17 protein-coding genes and 1 pseudogene are annotated in these 21,137 nt (G+C 70.3%); 6 read left to right on the top strand and 12 right to left on the bottom strand.

Annotated elements, in window-relative coordinates; all coding sequences use genetic code 11:
- Positions 1 to 23: 23 nt before the first annotated feature.
- The 3 genes from AB0M67_RS29015 to AB0M67_RS29005 all read right to left on the bottom strand — a co-directional run bounded on the left by AB0M67_RS29015 (position 24) and on the right by AB0M67_RS29005 (position 3,194).
- Positions 24 to 257: a hypothetical protein gene (locus AB0M67_RS29015; protein ID WP_365750185.1), complete on the bottom strand. Its 234-nt coding sequence runs from the start codon at positions 255 to 257 to the stop codon at positions 24 to 26.
- Positions 258 to 505: 248 nt separating this feature from the next.
- Entirely contained in the window at positions 506 to 1,099 is a 594-nt protein-coding gene (locus AB0M67_RS29010) for a hypothetical protein (RefSeq protein ID WP_365750183.1), read from the bottom strand.
- Positions 1,100 to 2,639: 1,540 nt separating this feature from the next.
- Positions 2,640 to 3,194: a hypothetical protein gene (locus AB0M67_RS29005; RefSeq protein ID WP_365750181.1), complete on the bottom strand. Its 555-nt coding sequence runs from the start codon at positions 3,192 to 3,194 to the stop codon at positions 2,640 to 2,642.
- A gap of 380 nt (positions 3,195 to 3,574) precedes the next feature.
- Between AB0M67_RS29005 and AB0M67_RS29000 the strand changes: the two genes are divergently transcribed.
- From AB0M67_RS29000 to AB0M67_RS28985, 4 genes are all read left to right on the top strand, one after another.
- Entirely contained in the window at positions 3,575 to 6,025 is a 2,451-nt protein-coding gene (locus tag AB0M67_RS29000) for an MMPL family transporter (RefSeq protein WP_365750179.1), read from the top strand.
- A gap of 139 nt (positions 6,026 to 6,164) precedes the next feature.
- Complete coding sequence (locus AB0M67_RS28995) at positions 6,165 to 7,463, top strand: histidine kinase (RefSeq protein ID WP_365750177.1); 1,299 nt, start codon at positions 6,165 to 6,167, stop codon at positions 7,461 to 7,463.
- Positions 7,464 to 8,507: 1,044 nt separating this feature from the next.
- Entirely contained in the window at positions 8,508 to 9,740 is a 1,233-nt protein-coding gene (locus AB0M67_RS28990) for a histidine kinase (protein ID WP_365750175.1), read from the top strand.
- Positions 9,737 to 10,393: a response regulator transcription factor gene (locus AB0M67_RS28985; RefSeq protein ID WP_365750173.1), complete on the top strand. Its 657-nt coding sequence runs from the start codon at positions 9,737 to 9,739 to the stop codon at positions 10,391 to 10,393. Before AB0M67_RS28990 ends, AB0M67_RS28985 begins: the two co-directional genes overlap by 4 nt.
- On the opposite strand, the gene AB0M67_RS28980 is transcribed toward AB0M67_RS28985, so the two are convergent.
- Positions 10,363 to 11,040 carry a DedA family protein gene (locus AB0M67_RS28980; protein WP_365750171.1) on the bottom strand — a complete coding sequence of 226 codons (678 nt, stop codon included), beginning with the start codon at positions 11,038 to 11,040 and terminating at the stop codon, positions 10,363 to 10,365. The genes AB0M67_RS28985 and AB0M67_RS28980 overlap by 31 nt on opposite strands.
- Complete coding sequence (locus tag AB0M67_RS28975; RefSeq protein WP_365750169.1) at positions 11,037 to 11,762, bottom strand: methyltransferase domain-containing protein; 726 nt, start codon at positions 11,760 to 11,762, stop codon at positions 11,037 to 11,039. Before AB0M67_RS28975 ends, AB0M67_RS28980 begins: the two co-directional genes overlap by 4 nt.
- A gap of 132 nt (positions 11,763 to 11,894) precedes the next feature.
- Between AB0M67_RS28975 and AB0M67_RS28970 the strand changes: the two genes are divergently transcribed.
- Positions 11,895 to 13,046, top strand: coding sequence for a histidine kinase (locus AB0M67_RS28970; RefSeq protein ID WP_365750167.1), 1,152 nt, complete (start codon positions 11,895 to 11,897; stop codon positions 13,044 to 13,046).
- Positions 13,043 to 13,693, top strand: a complete 651-nt coding sequence (locus AB0M67_RS28965) for a response regulator transcription factor (RefSeq protein WP_365750165.1) — start codon at positions 13,043 to 13,045, stop codon at positions 13,691 to 13,693. Before AB0M67_RS28970 ends, AB0M67_RS28965 begins: the two co-directional genes overlap by 4 nt.
- Before the next feature lie 55 nt (positions 13,694 to 13,748).
- Here the strand turns inward: AB0M67_RS28965 and AB0M67_RS28960 are convergent, their stop codons facing one another.
- The 7 genes and pseudogenes from AB0M67_RS28960 to AB0M67_RS28930 form a co-directional block, all read right to left on the bottom strand.
- The gene (locus AB0M67_RS28960; protein ID WP_365750163.1) at positions 13,749 to 15,221 is read right to left on the bottom strand and encodes an MFS transporter; all 1,473 of its coding nucleotides are present in this window, start codon (positions 15,219 to 15,221) and stop codon (positions 13,749 to 13,751) included.
- 56 nt (positions 15,222 to 15,277) lie between these two features.
- Positions 15,278 to 15,406, bottom strand: a pseudogene (locus AB0M67_RS28955) (oxidoreductase C-terminal domain-containing protein); the annotation flags it as partial.
- Positions 15,407 to 15,412: 6 nt separating this feature from the next.
- Positions 15,413 to 16,093 (bottom strand): DedA family protein, encoded by a 681-nt coding sequence (locus AB0M67_RS28950; protein ID WP_365750161.1) that lies wholly within the window; start codon positions 16,091 to 16,093, stop codon positions 15,413 to 15,415.
- Between the two features lie 796 nt (positions 16,094 to 16,889).
- Entirely contained in the window at positions 16,890 to 18,065 is a 1,176-nt protein-coding gene (locus AB0M67_RS28945) for an FAD-dependent oxidoreductase (RefSeq protein ID WP_365750159.1), read from the bottom strand.
- The gene (locus tag AB0M67_RS28940; protein ID WP_030355372.1) at positions 18,062 to 18,259 is read right to left on the bottom strand and encodes a ferredoxin; all 198 of its coding nucleotides are present in this window, start codon (positions 18,257 to 18,259) and stop codon (positions 18,062 to 18,064) included. Before AB0M67_RS28940 ends, AB0M67_RS28945 begins: the two co-directional genes overlap by 4 nt.
- 70 nt (positions 18,260 to 18,329) lie before the next feature.
- Positions 18,330 to 19,919 carry a cytochrome P450 gene (locus AB0M67_RS28935; protein ID WP_365750157.1) on the bottom strand — a complete coding sequence of 530 codons (1,590 nt, stop codon included), beginning with the start codon at positions 19,917 to 19,919 and terminating at the stop codon, positions 18,330 to 18,332.
- Positions 19,916 to 21,121 carry a cytochrome P450 gene (locus AB0M67_RS28930; RefSeq protein WP_365750155.1) on the bottom strand — a complete coding sequence of 402 codons (1,206 nt, stop codon included), beginning with the start codon at positions 21,119 to 21,121 and terminating at the stop codon, positions 19,916 to 19,918. The genes AB0M67_RS28935 and AB0M67_RS28930 overlap by 4 nt, the downstream gene beginning before the upstream one ends.
- Positions 21,122 to 21,137: the final 16 nt, after the last annotated feature.

Here is a 21,137-nt window from a genome sequence, read left to right as displayed (position 1 = left end):
AGGGGGTTCCGTATTCGGGGCGGTCAGTGTGTTGGGCGCGCTGGCGCGCTGATCGCGGGCGGATGCGCGCCGGCCTGGGTGAGGGAGGTCAGGGTGGCTGGTCCACGCGGGTCGGCGGCGGGAAGTGCCGCCGGCCCGCCGGTGAGGGCGGCGTGGGCGAGCCGGATGAATGACTCGCTGTCGCTCAGCCACGTCTCGATGGCCGGCATCACCTGTGTCCCGAGCCGCATCCGGGCTTCGCCCGGGGACTCGGCCATCAGCGCCGGAGGGAAAGACGTCGGGTCGGTCAGCCGCTCGTTCCATTCGTCGCAGGCCGGCTTGCTGCTGGCCAGGGCATCGCACAGGCGCGGCAGCGCGGCGGCGTCCTTTGGCCGGCCGCCGGCGGGACGGCACTTCTCCAGCAGGGTGGGGGCGTGGGTGAGGACGTCATGGAATTCGAGCCAGGCGCGCTCGGCGAAGGTTCCCTCCAGCTCGGGCAGCAGCCTCGGGTCGAGAGGGACGCCGTCTATCCCTGGTCGTGTCCGGGGCGCTCGATCAGCAGCAGGCTGATGTCCGCCCCGTCACCTAGCCGCGCGGCGTAGGGAACGCGGCCCGTCTGTACGGCTTGGGAGAGTTCCCCCGAGTCCCACAGCCAGGGCACCAGGTCCTCCTGCCACACGGGGTGGTTGTAGACCTCCAGCGCGGCGGCCCACCGGCCGGGCAGCTGCGCGGCAAGGTCCTGTGCGATATCGCCGAGGAAGCGCCGGCTGCTCGTGGTCACGATGATCCGGTGGCGTTGCGCGGCCCGTACAAGGGCGGTGACCGTGGCGCGGGCGGTATCGGGATCGTCCGCCGAGAGGACATATGTGCCGTAGTCACCGAACTGGAAGCCAGCGGTTTCGAGGGCGGTCTGCGCCCAGGGGTACTGCTCACCATGGGCGATAGCGACGATGCCGGTATCGCGGCTGAAGGAGAGCGTGATCGTCCCCGATCGACGCGATCCGGCCCTCGATGCGCTGGGTGAGGATCTCGTCGTCGTGCGCTCGCGGGTCGGGTAGCCGCCGGGCGTATCGGGAGATGCGTGTGCCGAGGCGGAGCAGGTGGTCGGGGTTGTCGACATCGGTGGCCAAGGGCTGCTTTCCGTTCAGGAGTGAAGCAGGCCCGCTGTTCAGCCCGGCCGCCCTCGCCGCGGAGGCTGTCGGACACGGTGTCCCGGGTGCCGGATGCCTGGACGATGCTGTCGGCAGGGGCGGTAAGAGCCCGGATGCGCGCCTGCCGCGCTGGCTCCTCGTAGCGGGGAAACAGCCGGCGCCGTCCGCAGGGGCAGTGCGCTCCGGATCGGTGCCGACGGTGATGGTTGGCGGCACTTGGCCGTCGTCGGGATCGGTCAGATGGACGGGGATCGACGGGGCGCAGGGACTGGTGCCGGTATGCGGGATGCCGGTGGTGGGCGCGGGGGTCCAGGTGTCGGGCAGGTGTTCGGCTACGGCGGTGGTGAAGGCGGCGAGGTCGGTGCGGGGCCGGGGCATGGATTGCGTGGTGGGTGAGGGGTCAGCGTGAGCGGCCGGGGCTGGGTGGCGGGTGACGCGGGTTGCGGGGGCAGTGCCGTCACGGCGGCGCTGTGGTTGGTGGCGTGTGGCTGCCGGCTGAAGCGGGGCGGGGAACCGAGAGCGCGTATCCGGTCGACGGCCAGGTGCAGGTCTTCGCCGAGGCCGCGGACGGTGGCTGCCGCGTCCTCGAAGCCGTCGTACAGGTCGAAGCCGTCGTCGAGTTCGGATTCTTTAGCTTTTTCGGCTGCGGCCTCGAAGAAGTCCGGAGGCGTTCCAGCAGGCCGTCAGTGGGATGCGGGACCTCGTCGGTCAGTGCGGCGGCGTGCTCGTACGACGCGGAGGCGTTGAGCTGGTCGGTGAGATGGAGAACCGCGTGGCCGTGGACGTATCGGCCATCCGGACCGGGCGGCGTGCCGGTGTTCTCGTCGGTGGACAGGAAGGCTCCAGGGTGGGGTTCGGGATGGGCGAGCCGACCGGGCGTTGGCTCTGTGACTGTGTCTTCGGGGGCGCGGGCATTGGTGTGCACGGCCCCGAATAGAGAGGGATGGCGGTCGAGTTCGTCGACCCAGCGAAGGAGACGGGGGAGGTTCTTGGTCGCATCCGTCCTGCGCGGCGAACGCGGCCGGAATACCCAGGGCACGGATACGGGCCAGCCAGGGAAGGGACTCGGAGAGCGCGCCTGCCGCGTCGAACGGGACATCGGGAGCGACCGCCCACAGACAGCGGTCGGAGCCGTATCGCTGGACGGTGCGGTCCAGCCACGCGTACCACGCATCGTGACCGGGCCAGCCCTGGCCGAACTTGCCGTTGTCGCAGGCGTATTCGGCGGCGGGCGGAATCACGGCGCCTTGCGCCGGCGTGGTCATGCAGCTGATCAGTCCGGCGCTCATCGCGGCTCGTATGTCAGGCCCCGAGGGCGTGCCGAGGTACAGCGCGGCGCAGCTTCCGGAAGGGCAGCCACCGGCTGACCAGGAGTGTGATGCCGTGCCTGTCATCGAGGCGGGGGTCCGGCAGCGGGGCCGTACAGCTGCTGTATATGCCGTCGTAGCCGGTCGCGGTGGGGTGGGTGATGAAGGAACGGGTCGCAGGAGAAGTCTCCAGGGGGTTGTGCTACCGGCCGGCAGTCGGGCCGGCGGGCGGCGGGCCGGGCGGAGCCGGGGGAAGACCCGGCGCGGTCTTCGGAGCCGGGGGCGGCTGTGCGGGCGTGGGGTCGTACATGACGCGCAGGACGGCAAGGTCGGCTTCGTCGGCGAGGGCGAGGACGGAGAGGCTGCCGCTGGCCGCTTCCATCAGCAGCTTGGCCGCAGACCCCTGCTCGGCGGCCCGGTGGCGGTCGCCCCACCGGGCGATGGCCACGAGGAGGTCGCTCATCGTGCTCAGAGCGGGTTGGGCGGCGTCCAGGAGACGCTGGGTGACGGCACTGACCTCGGCAAATGTCTCGGCCGCGGCGAGGGCGGCGAGGTACGGTGCCGGATCCGGCACCGGGAACGGCTCGGCGGGGAGTGGGTGCTCGGCGAGGAACGGCTCGGCGTCCCGGCGTGCCCAGCGCAGCAGGTCGCCGCGGGTGGCGATGCCGAAGTGGGCGGCGGCGATCTGTTCGGCATCGCGGCCCACATTGATGTCCAGGCCGTCACTGGGCAAAGCCGCGCAGCCAACGGTCAGCATTGGTGGCTCCATGCCACTCGGCGTCATCCGGCAACCCCGTAAGTCCTACGGCACGCCTGCTGGCGTACTCCTTGAGGCAATTGCTCGTACTGCGACAGGTGGGCGCAGGGACGTAGCCGCTGGATCATCTCCTGTCGGTGTGATCCGGGAAGTACTTGAGGACACGCGGCGGCCGTGGCCCGGCCGCCGCTTCTCTCGATCAGTGCATCGCCGACCGGCGGGCTTCGAGGAGGACCGGGCGTAGTACTGCGGTACTAATGGGCTCCGCCGGATTCGGTTCCGCGGTACGGGATGGTCGCCCGGTACCGCTCCTAGGTTGAGATCGCGGGTCAGTCAGGCCCAGCTCACCCAATGATCTCTTCTCCTGGTGGGAGTAATCCGTGGCCACCTTCCTCTATCGGCTCGGCCGGCTGTCGTTCCGGCGACGACGCATCGTCGTGATGCTGTGGATCGCCGTCCTGGCCGCCATCGGCATCGGCGCCATGAGTGCGCCCGGCACATCCTCCGGGGCCCTGAGCGTTCCGGGCACGCAGTCTCAGCGGGCGATCGACCTGCTGCGGAAGGAGTTCCCGCAGGCGTCCGCCGACGGCGCCACCGCGCGTGTGGTGTTCGAGGCGCCCGGCGGGCAGAAGCTCACCTCCGGCGTCAACAAGGCCGAGGTCGAGTCCCTGGTGGCGAAGCTGGAGAAGTCGCCGCAGGTGTCGGGCGTCACCGACCCCTTCACCAGCGGCCTGGTCAGCAAGTCCGGCACCATCGCTTACGCCCAGGTGTCCTACAGGGTTGCCCAGGCCGACGTCAGCGGCGCGGCCCACGCCGTCCAGACCGACGTCGTCGCGCAGGGCGAGAAGGCCGGCCTGAAGGTGAGCCTGGGCGGCAATGCCGTCAAGGGCGAGTCTGCGAGCAAGGCGGCCGAGCTGATCGGGGTCGGGGTCGCCGCCGTCGTCCTGGTGATCACCTTCGGTTCGCTGATCGCGGCCGGACTGCCCCTGCTCACCGCGATCCTCGGGGTGGCCGCGGCCGTCCTGTCGGTCACGCTCGCCACGCATTTCTTCGACCTGGCCTCGGCCTCCACGACCCTGGCGCTGATGCTGGGCCTGGCCGTCGCCATCGACTACGCCCTGTTCATCGTCTCCCGCTACCGCAACGAGATCCGCGACGGCCAGGAACCCGAGGAAGCCTGTGGACGGGCCCTGGGCACCGCCGGCTCGGCGGTCGTTTTCGCCGGTCTGACCGTGATCGTCGCGCTGAGCGGCCTGAGCGTCATAGGCATCGGCATGCTCACCTCGATGGGGCTGGCCTCGGCCTTCGCCGTCGCCGTCGCCGTGATCATCGCACTGACCCTGCTGCCCGCCATGCTCGGCTTCGCCGGGATGCGGATCATGAAGAGCAAGATGCTGACCCGCCGTATGAAGGCGCTGGAGCGCGGCGAGGGCGAGTCGATGGGCGTGCGCTGGGCAAGGTTCGTCACCCGCAACCCGGTCAAGGTACTCGCGGTCTCGGTGGCCGGCCTGGCCCTGCTGGCCATCCCCGCGATGTCCCTGCAGATGGCCCTGAACGACGACTCCGGAAAGCCTCCCGGCAGCACCCAGCGCATCGCCTACGACACCCTCAGCGAGGGGTTCGGGCCGGGCTTCAACGGCCCGCTCACCGTGGTCGTCGACGCCCGGGGCAGCGACAGTCCCAAGGCCGCTGCCCAGGACGCGTACGCCATGCTGGGCAAGCTGGATGACGCCGCCGCCGTTCGTCCCCCTTCCTTCAACCAGGCGGGCGATGTGGCCCTGCTCGGTGTCGTCCCCAAGAGCGCCCCCACCAGTGAAGCCACCAAGGACCTCGTGGGCGAGATCCGCGACCACAGCGCCGCCCTGCACCAGGACACCGGCGCCGACCTGATGGTCACCGGCCTGACCGCCGTCAACATCGACGTCAGCAGCAAGCTCTCCCAGGCCCTTGTGCCCTACCTGGCCATCGTCGTGGGCCTGGCCCTGGTCCTGCTCCTGCTGGTCTTCCGGTCGATCGTGATCCCGCTCAAGGCCGCCCTCGGCTTCCTGCTCAGCGTGGCCTCCACTCTCGGAGTCGTGGTCGCTGTCTTCCAGTGGGGCTGGCTGAAGGACCTCTTCGGCGTCGACCAGACCGGCCCCATCGTCAGCCTGCTGCCCATCGTGCTGATCGGCGTCGTGTTCGGACTCGCCATGGACTACGAGGTCTTCCTCGTCTCCCGCATGCGGGAGGAGTACGTCCACGGCGCCGACCCCACGCAGGCCATCGTGGAGGGCTTCCGGCACAGCGGCCGGGTGGTCACCGCGGCCGCGGTCATCATGGTCTCCGTCTTCTCCGGATTCCTCCTCGACAACGAGGTGCTGATCAAGTCCATCGGCCTGGGACTCGCCGCCGCCGTGTTCATCGACGCCTTCGTCGTCCGGATGACCATCGTCCCCGCGGTGATGGCCCTGCTCGGCCGACGGGCCTGGGCTCTGCCGAAGTGGCTGGACCGAATCCTGCCCGACGTGGATGTCGAGGGCGAGAAACTGCGCCACGCGCTCGAAGCCGAGCAGACGGTCTCCGCGCCTGAACCCGTACTCGCCGGTGTCGCCGCGGGGGTCCACGCGGGCTCGGACGACCACGGCGCCCCCCGCACCTTCACCGGCGTCCACGCTTCCTTCGACACGGACACGCCGGCACCTGCCCAGCGGGCCCCCAGGAAGTCACGAGGACTGTCCGGGCTCAAGCAGCGCCTCGCACGGGGCGGCGACGCCACCGCCCCCGCCGACTCGACGGAGCCGAAGGCACCGGCACGCAGGAAGCTGCTGAAGAACCCGATCCGCAGGCGTTGACGAGAGCGAGCCGCAGCACCGGCTTCCACACGGCTCCTGACATGACGGCCGTCTCTCACCGGCCGTCTCTCCTGCCCCGCCCGCCGGCCCGATCCCCCTCGGGCCGGCGGGCGGTCTCGACACCGCGAAGGGCCCACCCGTGACCGCATCGAGCGCGCCCGCTCCCGCCCCACGCCCGGACGAGCGCCAGTTCCTTCAGGCTCTGACGAACGATCCCGAGCAGCGCGTGATCGCCTCGGTCATGTCCCGGCTCGCCTCGTGGCGGCGGGCCGACCGGGCCCGTCCCCGGGTCCGGCGCTGGGGTGTCCCGGTCTTGTGCTTCGCGGGCGGCAGCGACGCCTACCTCAACCCTTACAACGTCAGCGACCCCCAGCTGCCGATCATCCTCGCCTTCTGCGTCCCGCTGCTGTGGCGGGAACGACGCCCCATGCTGGTCTTCGCCCTCACCACGGCCGTTTCCATCGTGTCGCTTCCCCTGGGTGTGCTGACCGGCGCCGAATTCGCCCGGATGGTCGCCCTGTTCAATGTCGGCCGTCACTGCCCTCCGCGCCTGCTGGCCGCCGCCACCGGCGTCACCCTCGTCCAACTCGTGGCATGGGCCTACTTCTTCTGGCGCGGACACCAGTTGGAGTACGTCACGCGTCCGGAGCCCGTGACGTTGCTGGCGATGATCGCCGTGGTGGCGTTCGCGGCACTCGGCCTGCTCCTGCGGCTGGCCTACGCCTACATCGACGCCCTGAAGAAGCAACGCGACCAGCAGGCCCGTCTCGCCACGGCGCAGGAACGCGCCCGTGTCTCCCGCGAGATGCATGACATCCTCGGCCACACCCTCGCCGTCATCGTCGGCCTCGCCGACGGCGCCGCCGGGCTCGCCGAGACCAAGCCCGAACGCGGCGCCCAGACTCTCCGCATCATCGGCGCCAGCGGCCGCGACGCCCTGGCCGAACTGCGCCGCCTGCTCGCCGTCATCGGCAACGACAACGACCGGCCGCACGATGCCCCGCTCGCCCCGCAGCCCGGCCTCGCCGACCTCGACGCGCTGCTCGACCGGGTACGCGCCGCCGGCCCCACCATCGCCCTGCACGCGCACGGTGACCTCAGCAGCCTGGCCCCTGGGCTCCAGCTCTCCGCCTACCGCATCATCCAGGAGGCCCTGACCAACACCGTCAAGTACGCCGCCCGCGACACCTCGGTCCACGTCTCCATCACCGCCGACCCCGACACCGTACGCATCACAGTCGAGGACAACGGCCCGCCCCGCACCCACGCACGACGTGGCCGGACGGGCAGCGGCAGGGGACTGGTCGGTATGCGCGAGCGCGCCACCCTGTACCGGGGCGAGGTCACCGCCGGCCGCAACCCTCACGGCGGCTGGACCGTCCACGCCCTCCTCATCCCCAACGCGCCTGCCAACTCCTCGGAGAAGCGCCCCGTTTGACACTGCCTTCATGGTCGAACGCCGAGCCTTGGCGCGGCTTGGCGTTTCGGCATGCCGCCAGGGCCCGGCCTCACCGCCGTTGCGAGGCCGCGGACGTCGGCGCATCAGTCCGCACACCCCGAACGCCGCCCCGACACTGTCCTGACAGACGTCCGCGTGCCCGGCATGGGCGAAATCGAGACCACCCGGCACCGCTCGGCACGAGCCGACCGCCGCCATCAGCGCGGTCGCAGCCGGAGGCGCCGTCATCCCGCCGAACCTCACCCGTCGGCTCATCGACCCCGTCCGCCGACGGTCACCCGCCTCCATACCCTGGACCGCTCGTCGCGGCCGTGAGGAGGACGGGCTCTGGTACCCCGGTACTAGTCGGCGTCGCGGCATTCCCTCCCGCGGTGCCGTGGCATCGGTCGATTCCGCTTCTAGGTTGAAGTCCGGGACTGGTCAGGCCCGTCCAGGCAATGACGTTCTTTCCCGGCGGGAGCAACTTTGCGTCCATCGTTCTGCACCGACTCGGGCCGGTCGGCGTTTCCTCCACCTCCACTGGTCGTCCACTTGCGGATCTTCCTCCTGGCGTCCACGTTCGTGGGATCGGCGCCGACGCCCCGGCCGGCCGGGGTGGGCGGCCTGAGACTCGCCGTGACATCCGGCTCCGCCTCGCCTCCGACGTGTTCGAGGGCCGGAAACCGCGCCACGCGCTCGAAGCCCGGCAGGCCGCCCGCCCCACGGCCGCCTTCTCCCGAGATTCGGCTCCCGGCTCAGATGGCGCGGGCAGGGGCGGGTGCGGTGACCAGGCCAGGACGGCCGCCGACCCCAAACCGTTGGCAGCCGTACGATTACGGAAGAGCGGTCGACCCCGGTCGGCGTTCTCCCCCAGTCGCCGCCCGTCCGTCCATCACCCGGGGACCGGCGAGCGGCTCGCCTGCACCGCGAAGGGCCCAGACCTTGCCCCCCACGCCCCCACAGGATTCCCGGCCCGGGCGACACGTTCCCGACCGACCCGAGCTGCCCGAGGCACTGACGAGCGACGCTGAGCAGCGTGTGATTGTGTCGATCATCGCTCGGCTGTCTTCCTGGCGGTGGGCGGACCGGGCCCATCCCCGGGTCCGGCGGTGGGGCGTACCGCTGTTCTGCTTCGCCCTGGGCCTTCCATCCGTACTCAACCCCGCGGGCGAAACCGGAGTCGCCGAAGAGCTGATCCTCACCGCCGTCCTGGCCGCCCCCCTGCTCTGGCGGGAGCGCAGGCCCATGTTGGTCTTCGTACTCACCAGTGCCACCGCCGCGCTGACGGCCTACACAGGGTCCCTCCACGGTGCCAACGCCAGCGCCGACGTCGCACGCCTCGTAGCCCTGTTCAACGTGGGCCGCTTCGCCACCCCCGGCCGGCTGCTCATCGCCCTGGCCATCTCCCTGACGCAGCTCGTGGCCTGGGCCGCCGGGCTGTGGGGCGAGGGTCAACCGGAGTACGCCGCACGCTCGGAACCCGTCATTCTGCTGGGGATGGTGACGGTGATGGCCATCGCCGGCCTCGGCCTGGCCACCCGCCTGGTCAATGTCGTCATCGCCGCCCTGCAGAAGGAGAAGGACCAGCAGGCCCGCCTCGCCGTCGCCCAGGAACGCGCCCGCGTCTCGACGGAGATGCACGACATCCTCGGCCACACCCTCGCCGTCATCGTCGGCCTCGCCGACGGCGCCGCCGGCCTGACCGAGACCAAGCCCCAGCGGGGTGCCGAGACCCTACGGATCATCGCTGACAGCGGCCGCGGCGCCCTCACCGAACTGCGCCGGCTCCTCGCCGTCATCGGCGACGGCAACGACCGGCCGCACGATGCCCCGCTCGCCCCGCAGCCCGGCCTGGCCGACCTCGATCCGCTGATCGAGCGCGTCCGCGCCGCCGGCCCGAGCGTCGCCCTCGACACCGACGGCGACCTCACCGTGCTGGCCCCCGGCCTCCAGCTCACCGTCTACCGCATCGTCCAGGAAGCCCTCACCAACTCCCTCAAGTACGCCGCCGCCGACACCTCCGTCAGCGTCCGGGTAATCGTCGGGCCCGGCACGGTCCACATCGACGTCGAGGACACCGGCCCCCTCCGCGCACCCCGCTCCCGAAGGCGGAGCACCGCAAACGGCCGCGGCCTGATCGGCATGCGCGAACGCGCGGCCATCTACCAGGGCCAGGTCACCGCCGGACCCAACCGTGAGGGCGGCTGGAGCGTCCACGCCCGGCTCCTCACCACCCCGCCCGTCACCATGACCAAAACGGAGAATCCCCGCGCATGACCACCGTGCTCATCGTCGACGACCAGGCCCTGCAACGCCTCGGCTTCAGCATGCTTCTGGAACAGCACGCCGACCTCACCCTCATCGGTGAAGCCACCCACGGCGCCGAAGCCGTCCGCATGGCCGCCGAGCTGAAGCCCGATGTCGTCCTGATGGACGTTCGCATGCCCGGCATGGACGGCATCGAGGCCACCCGACGCATCATCCAGTCCGGCGGACGCTCGCGCATCCTGGTCCTGACCACTTTCGACCTCGACGAATACGCCTATGACGCCCTGCGCGCCGGAGCGTCCGGGTTCCTGCTGAAAGACGCCATGCCCGATGAACTCGTCGCCGGCATCCGCGCGGTGGCCGCCGGAGACGCCGTCATCTCGCCTGGTCTGACCCGCAAGCTCATCGACGCCTTCGGCAGCCGTCTGCCGGGCCACACGCCTGAACAGCAGCGGCAGCTGGCCCGCCTCACCAACCGCGAACGCGAAGTACTCACCGCCATCGCCACCGGCTGGAGCAACACCGAGATCGCCGAACGCTTCTCCCTCGCCGAGTCCACTGTCAAGTCACACGTGAGCAGCATCCTCACCAAGATCGGGGTCCGGGACCGGGTCCAGGCCGTGATCTTCGCCTACGACACCGGCCTCGTCAGACCTGCGTGAACATGACCGGAAGACTCTGTACCGGGCTCGGGCGCCTGTCCCTCGGCTTCAGGCGATCGGCGCCTTCTTCGCCACAGCAGCGAGCCCCCGATCGCCATCAGAGCGACCAGGGCGAGGGCAGGGCCGCCCAGCGTGAGGACGCGCTGGAGAGAGGTCGCGGCGGCGTATCCGACACCCGCTTCCGCCGTGGCCCACACACAAGCTGCGACGACGCTGTACGGAGCGATCCGCCGGTAGGGCAGACGGGTGGCGCCCGCGGTGTGCGGGACGAGGGTGCGCACCACCGGCAGGAAGCGGGCCGCGAAGACCGCTCGGCCGCCGTGGCGCGTCATCAGCGTCTCGGCCCTGGCCCACGCGGCATCCGGAACGCGACGGCCCAGGTGGCCGCCGCGCAGCCGGTCACCGAGATACCTGCCGGTGCGGTGGGCGAGGAAGTCACCCGCCACCACGGCGCCGGCTGCGACTGCGATGACGAGGAGAATGTCGACGTGACCGGTACGGGCCAGCGCGCCCGCGGTCAGGAGCAGGGACAGCGTCGGGACGAAGGCGCCGACGAGAAGGATCGACTCGGCCAGGACCGCAGCGGCCACCACGGTGTACGCCGAGGCCGGCGGGAGGTGGCCGAGGATGTCGGAGAGCACGTTCACCGCCTCGTCCCGTCGAACTGCGGCGTGGGCTGGTGCGCGGAGACGAGGGGTCGTTGCAGATGCCAGACGTAGGCGGGGGGAACGTTGGCCCATACCGTCCAGCGGCCCGTGGCGTAGGTGTGCTGGTAGGCGGCCATGATCTCGTCCACGGCGGCGTGGCGGCGGGCTTCGGCCCGCGATGCCGTCAGAGCGCGGGCCTTGCGGGTGCCGAGGTAGGCGAAGTAGGTCAGCGTGCCGCCGGGGTGGAGGAGTCCCATGTAGCGGGCCATGATGCGCTCGACCTGCACGGGCGTGAAGTTGGTCAGGGGCAGCCCGGAGACGATCACGTCGTACCGCTGGTCGGTGTCGAGCTGCTCGACATAGGTCTGATGCACGTTCACCTGCGCGGACGTGGCTGTCAGGTGCGGGTGTGAGGTGACGAGGTGGCGCAGTCGCGAGGCGAAGCGCGGGTTGGCCTCGACGATGTCCAGGCGGCTGCCCCGGGACAGCCGCGGTATCAGGGCCCGGGTGACCGGGCCGGTGCCGGCACCGGCTTCCAGGACTGCCAGCGGGTGGGGCGCCTGAGCCCGTACGGGGTCGGTGAGCGCGCGGGCCAGGGCCTTGCCGCTGGGGGCTATGGCACCCGTGGTGCGCAGATCACGGGCCGCTTCGATCAGGAACATCCAGCCTTCGGCATTGCGCTGCGCCAGGACATGGTCGTGGGAGGTGGTCCGGTCGTTCATGGAATTGACGCTAGAAAGTCGCGTCCGGCATAAGATCCGCCGTTCTGCGACGGTGTCCCCCTGCGAAAGTAGGGGGTGGACATCGCCGATCGTCAGACGGAAGGGAGCGGGAGTTTGCCTAGGATCGCCCAGGTGAGCAGAAGCAGGACCCCGAAGTGGGCAGCGGCCTTCGGGCGCGTAGGACTCGTGGCGTTTCTCGCACTGGCCGCTGCGGTGAACGGAGCATCGATCAGCGGCGGTCAGCTCCTGGCCCCGGTCATCGCCTCCGTGGTGGTGTGCGCGGTGGCCCTGCTCGTGCCGCGGCTGCCATGGCCTTTCGCCCCGTTTCTGGTCACCGCGGTCACAGTGTGGTGGGGATGGCTCACGGTGCCGCTGCTGGGAATCGTCATGTTCGACCTGTCCGTGGCCCGCCGGATGCGGGTGGCAGTGGGCTGCGCCGTCGTGGCGCTGGGCGCCAATCTGCTCGGCTACCCGGCAACCCGGCTGTGGGCCGAACAGCGGTATGTGTCCGCGCTGGTCGTGCTGCTCTTCGCCGTCGTCGTCGGACTGTGGCTCGGTAACCGCCGGCGTCTGCTCCAGGCGCTGGCCGCTGAAATGAAGCATCTGCGCATCGAGTCACAGCTGCGCGAAGAGGCCGCACGGGTCGCGGAACGGTCCCGTATCGCCGCCGAGATGCACGACGTCCTGGCCCACCGCCTCAGCTTGATCGCACTGCACACCGGTGTACTGGCCACCAAGAGCGACACACTGCCCGCACCCGTCGCCGAACGACTCGGTCTGCTGCGCACGACGTCCGTCGAAGCCCTCGCCGACCTGCGCGACGTTCTCGGCGTGCTGCGCGACCCCGACGCCACGCCGACCAGCGCCGCCCTCACGCCGATGATGAGGGAGGTAGAGGAACTGGCCGACGAGGCCCGCGCCGCCGGCCAGCACATCGAGCTGACCACCGACGGCCTTCCGGAGCAGGCTCCCACCACCCACCGTCTGGCCCTGTACCGCATCGTCCAGGAAGCACTGACCAATGCCCGCAAGCACGCCGACGGTGCTCCAGTGACCGTACGCATCGACTACGGGCCGCCGGCCACACTCGTCGAGGTCACCAACCCCTCCGGTACACCCCGCACGGACACCGTCGGCTCCGGCTACGGGCTCGTCGGCCTGCGCGAACGCGTCACCACGCTCGGCGGCCACCTGAACGCCGGGCCGGCCGGCGCGGGTGCCTGGCGGCTGGCCGCACGCATCCCCCACCCCGCCGCCATCGAACAGAACGGCCCCCGCACATGATCCGCACCATGATCGTCGACGACGACGCGCTGGTCCGCCTCGGCCTGACCGACCTCCTGGACGGCGACCCCGGCATCGAGGTCGTCGCCCAGGCCCCCGACGGCCTGAAGGCCATCGAACAGGCCACCGCCCACCGCATCGACGTCGCCCTCGTGGACGTACGCATGCCCCGCATGGACGGCATCACCGCCACCACCCGCCTGCGAGCCCTCCCCCACCCGCCGAAGGTGATCACCCTGACCACCTTCGACCTCGACGAATACGTCTACAACGCCCTCGCCGCCGGAGCCGACGGATTCCTCCTCAAGGACACCGACCCAGCCGAAATCCTGCGCGCCGTCCACTTGGTCGCCGCCGGCTCGGCCATGCTCCACCCCACCGCGGCCCGCCGTCTCATCGACCGCTACCACGCCACCAACCAGCCCGAAGCAACCGCGGCCCACGCCCGGCTGGACCGGCTCACCCCCCGCGAACGCGACGTACTCACCCTGCTCGCCCAAGGCGACACCAACGCCGACATCGCCACCCGCCTCGCCATGCGCGAGAGCACCGTCAAAGCCCACGTCAGCCGCATCCTGACCGCGCTTGAAGTCACCAACCGCGTCCAGGCCGCCCTCCTGGCCCGCGACGCCGGCCTCACCACCTGACGAGCGGTAGACAGGAAACAGGAAAGGCGAGGTTCGACAGCCTTGAAGCGATGCCCTACTCCGCCCCCGCGGCCTTCGCGGCGGCCGACTTCGCCGGGGCAGGGACCTCCGCCGGCGCTCTGCCAGGGATGAGACTCGCGAAGGTGAAGGTGAGGACACCGGCGCCCACACCCAGGGCCAGGACAGCCCGCAGGCCGTTCTCCGTCGGGATGTGCACGCCGTGGAAATCGGTGGTCATGTGGGCCAGGATCAGACCGGCGACGGCGCTGGAAACGGTCGTGCCGATGGAACGCATGAGCGCGTTGAGGCCGTTGGCAGCGGCGGTCTCGGACACCGGCACGGCTTCCATGATCAGCGCGGGCAGCGCGCCGTAGGCGAAGCCCACTCCGGTCGCGACGATGCAGGAGGCCACGATGACCTGCCAGACCCCGGACATCATCACCATGGTGATGAGGTAGCCCACTGCCACGACCGCGGACCCGATCATGAGGGTCACCTTCGGTCCCATGCTCTTGGTGATGCGCGCTCCGTACGGAGAGACCGCCATCATCACCAGGCCCTGCGGAGCCATGACCAGGCCGGTGACGATCAGGGACTTGCCCAGACCGTAGCCGGTGGCCTCAGGCATCTGGAGCAGTTGCGGCAGCGCCATGTTCATCGAGAACAGGACGAGGCCCAGTGCCAGCGCGGCGAGGTTGGTGAGCAGTATCTGCGGTCGTGCGGTGGTGCGCAGGTCCACCAGGGGCTGCGGGGTGCGCAGTTGGAACCAGCCCCACAGCGGCAGCACGATCACGGCCACGGCGAACAGGGAGAGGACCGTGCCGCTTCCCCATCCCCAGTCCTGGCCCTTGGAGACCGCGAGCAGCAGGCAGACCAGGCCCAGTGCCAGGCCGGCCGCCCCCGTCAGATCGAAGCGCCCGCCCGTACGCGTCCTCGACTCGGGCACCAGCAGGACGACGAGTCCGGCGGAGAAGGCGCTGAGGACCGCGGAGACCCAGAACAGTACGTGCCAGTCGAAGTTGTCGACTATGACCGCGGAGACGGGCAGGCCCAAGGCGGCACCGACGCCGAGGGAGCCGACCATCGCCGACATCGCCGCGGGCAGTCTCTCGGCGGGCAGTACCTCACGCATGATGCTCACGCCCAGCGGCACCACGCCCGCCGCCAGACCCTGCAACGCCCGGCCGACGATCATCGGAGCGAGGGAGTCGCTCAGCGCGCAGATCACCAAGCCCACCAGCATCAGGCAGATGCCGAGCAGGAGCATGCGCCGCTTGCCGTACATGTCGCCGAGCCGGCCCGCCACGGGAGTGGCGACAGCGCCGCACAGCAGCGTGGCCGTGACGGCCCAGGCGGTGTCCGAAGCCTTGGCGTCCAGCAGTTGGGGCAGGAGGGGAACGATCGGGATCACCAGGGTCTGCGTCAACGCGCCAATGATTCCGGTGAGGGTGAGGGCCGCCACCATGGCGTCCAGCCGCAGTGGCGGGGAATTCTGTGCCTGGGCGTCCGGCGGGTGTGTTCTGGACATGGGTGGGCCTCCGTGTGTGGTGCGGGGCTGAGAGCGGCTGCGACGGGCTACGCGTCCACGTACCGGCGCTCGGCCAAGTCACTTTCCAAGACGGCCACTTGCTCGTGGCCGCGCAGGTATCCGTACGCCTGGATTCTCATGTCGTACTGGTCGGACCAGAACCAGGGCACCGGGTCGAACCCGCGGCCACCTCACCCCGAGGTGTTCGTCTCGACGTTCGCGGTCGCTGCTTCCTTCCGGCGTCGGTTGCGGCGCCTGAGGAACAGGGGGACACCCACGGCAAGGGCACCGATGAGGACGTACGGGACATAGCCCATGATGTCGACCACTCGGTGCCAGTTCTCGCCGAGCAGGTATCCGGAGCCCAGCAGCATGGCGTTCCACATCAGGCTGCCGATCGCGGTGAGCACCACGAACTTCGGCAGCGGCATCCGCTCGACCCCGGCCGGTATGGAGATGATGGGACGGACGACGGGAAGCATCCGGCCGAACAACACCGCCTTGGCGCCGTGCCGGGCGAACCATGCCTCGGCGCGGTCGACGGTTTGCGGCTTGATGCCCGGGATCTTCACCAGCAGCGCTCGCGCGCGGTCGCGGCCGAGCCGCGCGCCGAGCGTGTACTGGACGAGACTGCCCGCGACCACTCCCGCGGCGGCGCAGACGATGGCGACGACGATGTTGATGGCGCCCTGGCTGGCGGTGTACCCGATCAGCGGCAGCAGCACGTCGACGGGGAGGGCCCCGAAAACCAAGCTGTCCAGGGCGGTGAGCACCCCGACCCCCAGCCCGCCGAGTGCGTCGATCACATCGAAGGCCCAGCCGGCAACGCCCCCTGTCGGTTCGCCGGTGGTCTGGGCGAGGTACAGCGTCATGTGTTTCCTCCGGGAGATTTCGACAGGGATATGCGCTGGGAGACGGGGAGTGTGGTGGAAGCAGGGGTGTGTGAGAGTGCTGGAACGAGAGCCGCTGCTCCGTGACCCCTACCCGGCGTCGGTGGCGGGCTTTTGCGCGGCCGTGCTTGTCGGCGCGTGTGCTTCCGCGGAGTCGGCGTCCGACCGTCGGCGGGGGATGAAGGACGCGCAGGCCAGGGAGACGACTGCGGCATCCACCGATCGCCAGGAAGGTGCGCGGGCCGTTCCGGGGCGGCGGCAGCGTAACGCCGTCGAAGTCGATGGTGCGGTGGGCGAGGATCAGACGAGGACGGCCACGGCGGTGCCGAGGGCAGCGGCGGCCCAGCACGTGCCCGTGGTGGTTCTCGGCGACGAGCGCGGCGATGGGAAGGCCCAGGGAACCATCGACGCCGAAGGAGCCGTACATCACGGCGGTGGACGTGGCGAGCCTGTCCGCGGGCAGAACGTCCCGCACGATGCTGACGCCCGCCACCCTGAAGGCGCCCCAGGCCGGCGGCATGCGGCGTGTGCCGTACATGTCACTGGGCCGTTCCATCATCGGTGTTGGCGGGGGCGGCGCACAGCAGGGTGGTTACTCGTGGGGGTACGGAATTCCCTGCCTCGATTGTGGGGGGAAAGGGCGGAGACATGGAAGTGGGCCTCCGTGTGGGGGAGCCGGTGGGGACGGCGCTACGGAAAGGGGACCTTGTGGCACGGTCACAGGGCTGGGCGCGCCTTACGGGGCTCCACAGCCCTGCGTCGCGTACACGCGTGTCGCCTACGGCCGGTTCGGAACGGCGTCGTGCCAGGCGGCGCGGACGGCGATGACCTGCCGCCATTGCCGGACGACCTTGGCCGGCATGCCGACCGCGAGGGCTCCGGTGATCCGGTCGCCGGAGCGGTACGCGGCCAGGAAGCGGTCCTCGGCCAAGTTCCCTTCGGCGACGGCGACTTCGTCATGGCCGCGCAAGTAGCCGTACGCCTGGATCTTCATGTCGTACTGGTCGGACCAGAAGTACGGCACCGGCGTGAACGGTTTGCGTGCCCCGGGAGCGGCGAGCAGGTTGCGGGCGGCGGCCATGCCCTGCTCGGCCGCGTTGGTGCGGTGCTCGATCCGCATCGAGGTGCCGAACAGAGGGTTGTACCAGCGGGCGACGTCCCCGGCCGCGTACACGTCCGGCGCGGCCTGGCAGTACTCGTCGCAGACCACGCCGTCGTCGACGGTAAGACCGCTGCCGGCCAGCCAGTCGGTGTTCGGCAGTGAGCCGATCGCGACCAGGATCTCGTCGCCCTCGACGACTTCGCCGTCCGCCAGCCGCACCCCGTCCTCGGTCACGGCCGTGACGGTGACCCCGCACCGCAGCTCCACACCCCGCTCCCGGTGAGCCTGTGCCAGCGCCTGCCCCACCTCACGGCCCACCGCATGCGCCAGCGGTACCGGCGCCGGCTCCAGCAGGATCGCTTGAGCGCCCAGCTTCGACGCCACCGCCGCTGCCTCCGCCCCCAGGAATCCGGCCCCGACCACTACCAGCCGCCGTCCCGGTCCTATCCGGTCGCGCAGGGCGAGCGCGTCGTCGAGGGTGCGCAGGACGTGGGCCTCACGGTCCCCGGGAAGGCGCCGTGGCCGTACGCCGGTCGCGATGAGCAGCCGGTCGTACGGCACCGTCGAGTCGTCCGCCAGCCGCACCAGACGTCCGGCGGGGTCGAGGCCGGCCGCGGCGACGCCGAGCCGCAGGTCGAGGCCGAGGGCGGCGAGGTCCTCCGGAGTCCGCAGGGCCGTCCTGTCGGCGTCCCACTGACCGGACAGGACCTGTTTGGACAGCGGCGGCCGGTCGTAGGGCGGGCGGGGTTCGTCGCCGACCAGGGTGAGCGTGCCGTCGTAGCCTTCCCTGCGCAGTGTCTCGGCCGCCGCCAGACCGGCGGCGGAGGCACCAACGACCACGATCCGTTTCACAGCTCGGCCAGGCGGATCGCCGCGGCCGGGCAGACGGCTACGGCCTCCCGCACGCTGTCCAGGAGTTCGGCGGCGGGATGCTCTTCCAGCACCACGGCGACGCCGTCCTCGTCTCGTTGGTCGAACACCTCAGGGGCGACCACTACACACTGTCCGGCCGCGACGCATTTCGGTTCGTCCAGCTCCACACGCATGGTTCTTGTCCTCGGTTCCTCAGGGGGTGGGGCTTCAGGAAGTGGTTCTTCAGGGGTGGCGGCCTTGCGGCTACCAGGCGACGGGCAGCTCGTGCACGCCGTAGACCACCATGTCGTGCCGGAAACGCACTTTTTCCACGGGTACGGCCAGACGCAGGTCCGGCAGCCTGCGCAGCAGCGCGGGCAGGGCCTCCTGCAGTTCCACGCGGGCGAGGGACTGGCCGAGACACTGATGGACGCCGTGCCCGAAGGCCACGTGTCCGCGGGCGTCGCGGTCGAGGTCCAGGGCGTCGGCGGTCTCGAAGACAACGTCCCGGTTGGCGGAGGGCAGACCGGAGACCAGCATCTCGCCCTCTCGCACGAGGTGACCGCCGACGACGATGTCCTCGGTCGCCACGCGCACGAGCATGTCCTGGGCGATCGTCAGGTACCGCAGCAGCTCCTCGACGGCGCCGGCGACCACCTTCGGATCATCGGTGTCCCGGATGCGGGCGGCCTGCCCGGGGTTCTCCAGCAGGGCCAGCGTCCCCAGCGCGATCATGTTGGCCGTGGTCTCATGCCCTGCGTGCAGGATGACCATGCTGTTCATGGCCACGTCGTGATGAGTGAGCTCTCCGGTGACCACCCGCTCGGTGATCAGCCGGCTGATGAGGTCGTCCCCCGGCTCGCGCTCCTTGCGCTTCACCAGGTCCAGGAGGTAGCCGAACAGTTCACCGCTCGCCGCTTTCCTCTCCTCCTGCGGGGTTCCCTTGCGCATCAGCGTGGCGCTGCGTGTCTGGAAGAAGGTGTGGTCGTCGTAGGGCACCCCGAGCAGCAACGAGATCACCAGGGACGGAATCGGCAGCGCGTACGCGCGCACCAAGTCCGCCGGCGATCCTGCGGCGATCATCTCCTCCAGGAACCGGCTGACCAGCGACCGGACGTCCGGCCGCATCGCCTCGACCCGCTTGACCGTGAACTCGCCGGTGAGGGTGCGCCGGATACGGGAGTGCTCAGGGTCGTCCATCCGCGGGAACGCCTGCGGCTGGCCGTGCCGCTGGGTTTCCATCAGCTGCGGGTAGCGATGTCCGTCGGCACTGAGCCGCGGATCGCCCAGCAGCCGCTTGACATCGTCGTACCGGGTGACCGCCCAGGCGATGCGGCCATTGCCCAGCCGCACCTGCGTCAGCCCGTCGGCGCGCCGCCAACCTGCCTGTACGGGGGGCGGGTCGAAGGGGCAGCCGGGAGAACGGGTGCCAGGGTAGTCGGGAAGATCGGTGCCGTCGTTCGGCTGGGTTTGGCCGGTCGCCGTACTCATGGTTACTCCTGTGGGGAGGGAGGGGTGGACGAGCAGTGATCCGCCGGAGCAGGGCGTGCAAGGCACCTGGTTGTGGCAGGCCCGCGTCCGGCCGACGAAGAACCGCGCGGCCTGGCCGCCACCCGCGCTGTAGACCTCACCGGACACCGGCCAGTCCTCGTGGGCCGGGAAGGCGACCGTGGGCGAGACCAGCGCCGGATCGAGGCTGCGGGTGAGGGTGTTCATCATCTCCAGGGCCGCCGGATCGGCGGGGCTGCCGTCCGCGCCGCCGATCCGCGCGTACGCCGGGGATCCCGCGAGCATGCGGGTGGCGGCGACCGGGGCGACGGCGGTGCGGCGGGGCGCCCGGGGCGTGTCCGTCACCAGGCGATCGGCAGCGCGTGGACGCCGTAGACGTTCATGTCGTTGCGGAACCTGATCTCCTCCGGCGGCACCGCGAGACGCAGGCCGGGCAGCCGGCGCAGGAGCACGGGCAGGGCGATCTCAAGTTCGGCACGGGCCAGGACCTGTCCGAGGCACTGGTGCACGCCGTGTCCGAAGGCCACGTGTCCGCGGGCGTCGCGGTCGATGTCGAGGCGGTCGGGGTCGCTGACGAAGCCGGGATCCCAGTTGGCTGCCGAGAGGTTCATGACCAGGAGGTCACCGGCGCGGACGAGTTGGCCACCGATCTCGATGTCCTCCTTGGCCACTCGGGTGACCAGGCTGTGCACGATCGTGAGGTGGCGCAGGAGCTCCTCCACCGCGGCCGAGACCACCTTCGGGTCGTCCGTGTCGCGGATCCGCGCGAGCGCGTCCGGGTTCTGCAGCAGTGTGAGGGTGCCCAGCGCGATCATGTTCGCGGTGGTCTCGTGCCCCGCGTTGAGGAGGACGAAGCCGTTCACCGCCAAGGTCTCGCGGCTCAGCTGCCCTTCCTGGAGGTGCTCGCGCGCGACGCGGCTGATCAGGGCGTCGTCCGGTTCGCGTTCCTTCTTCCCGATGAGGTCGAGCAGATAGACGAAGAGGGACCCTCTGGCCTTCTGCCTTTCCTCCTCCGTGGCGGTGCGGCTCATCAGGACGGAGGTGATGTCCTGGAAGAAGGCGTGGTCGTCGTAGGGCACCCCCAACAGCATCGAGATCACCAGGGAGGGAATGGGCAGCGCGTACGCCTGGACCAGATCGGCGGGGCTGCCGGAGGCCACCATGGTGTCGATGAACTCGTTCGCCATCTCCTCGATCCGCGGGCGCATGGCCTGGACCCGCTTGACCGTGAAGTCCTTGGTCAGCATGCGGCGCAGCCGGGCGTGTTCGGGGTCGTCCATCCGGGGAAACATCTGGGCGCCGGGGCCCATGCTGATCTGCTGTATCGGGACCTCTGCGCTGATCCGCGGATCCGTCATCGCGGCCGTGACGTCCTCGTACCGGCTCACGGCCCAGGCGGCGTGGCCCCTGAAGTTCACCCGGCGCAGACCATCCGTCTCACGCCACTCCCGGTACTCGGGGGCGGGGGCCAGAGGGCAGCGTGCGTCGCGGTCAGCGGGGAACTCGGGAAGACCGATGGCGTCATCGGTGTCGGTCGTGGTGGACATGGAACCTCCTGGAGCG

The organism is Streptomyces sp. NPDC051662 (genome assembly GCF_040681655.1).
Lineage (GTDB): Bacteria > Actinomycetota > Actinomycetes > Streptomycetales > Streptomycetaceae > Streptomyces.
This window is presented reverse-complemented; position numbering and strand designations above follow the sequence as displayed.